The following is a 1,328-nucleotide window of genomic DNA, read 5'->3' as shown; positions in this document are numbered from 1 at the left end:
TTCTTGAATTCTGTGATTTGACTTGTTGTGCTGTAGGCAATGGCTTCACCTGACTTACCTGTCACTTCATCTGTTGTGAGAACACGGTTACCGTTGGTACTTACATAACGGATAATAGCTTTTTGAGCATCCTTACGATAAGTAACTGTTTCAACACGGTCTTGATCTTTAGCCTTCACTCCACTTACAGCTGGGATTTCTGATTTATCCGCTGTGTAACCTGCGATAGTTGGAGATACCACTTTATCAAACGTATCATCATTAGTTGTCCAGTCTTGGAAGTCGATATGACCTGTTACCAAGTTGACATTGCTCCAACGTTTGAAGTTTAGAGTTTCAACCACATCATCCTTAGCCTTGCTTCCATCTTCGTAAACGTAATGGATAGTACGGCTAACACTTTCCTTGTTATCCAAGTTTTCAACTGTTCCTGGCCAACGTGGGCTATCTGGTTGTCCTGGATTGACTGGAGTGTTTGGTTGTGGAGTTGGGTTATCTGGGTTAACTGGTTCAACACGTTCTGAAAGGGTTACAGTGTAGACTTGGTCACGTGCTGTATCGTAGTCATAAACCTTCGCACCACCTGATGTGAATTCATCGCTGACAAGGTTATAGCCTTGTTTCTTGAATTCTGTGATTTGACTTGTTGTGCTGTAGGCAATGGCTTCACCTGACTTACCTGTCACTTCATCTGTTGTGAGAACACGGTTACCGTTGGTACTTACATAACGGATAATAGCTTTTTGAGCATCCTTACGGTAAGTGACTGTTTCAACACGGTCTTGGTCTTTAGCCTTCACTCCGCTTACAGCTGGGATTTCTGATTTATCCGCTGTGTAACCTGCGATAGTTGGAGAGACTACTTTATCAAACGTATCATCATTAGTTGTCCAGTCTTGGAAGTCAATATGACCTGTTACCAAGTTGACATTGCTCCAACGTTTGAAGTTCAGTGTTTCAACCACATCATCCTTAGCCTTGCTTCCATCTTCGTAAACATAATGGATGGTACGGCTAACGCTTTCTTTGTTATCCAAGTTTTCAACTGTACCTGGCCAACGTGGGCTATCTGGTTGTCCTGGATTGACTGGTGTATTTGGTTGTGGGGTTGGGTTATCTGGGTTAACTGGTTCAACACGTTCTGAAAGGGTTACTGTGTAGACTTGGTCACGTGCTGTATCGTAGTCATAAACCTTCGCACCACCTGCTGTGAATTCATCGCTAACAAGGTTGTAGCCTTGTTTCTTGAATTCTGTGATTTGACTTGTTGTGCTGTAGGCAATGGCTTCACCTGACTTACCTGTCACTTCATCTGTTGTGAGAACACG

At 43.2% G+C, this 1,328-nt stretch carries 1 protein-coding gene; it reads right to left on the bottom strand.

Translation table 11 applies throughout. The annotated features are described in order from the left end of the window. Positions 1 to 1,328 (bottom strand): mucin-binding protein (locus B7696_RS00005; protein WP_192856260.1); only part of this gene is annotated, 1,328 nt, incomplete at both ends.

This window comes from Streptococcus mitis, assembly GCF_002096815.1.
Taxonomy (GTDB): Bacteria; Bacillota; Bacilli; order Lactobacillales; family Streptococcaceae; genus Streptococcus; species Streptococcus mitis_AD.
Note: the sequence above shows the minus strand (reverse complement) of the source record. Positions and strands in the feature narration are given on the sequence as shown.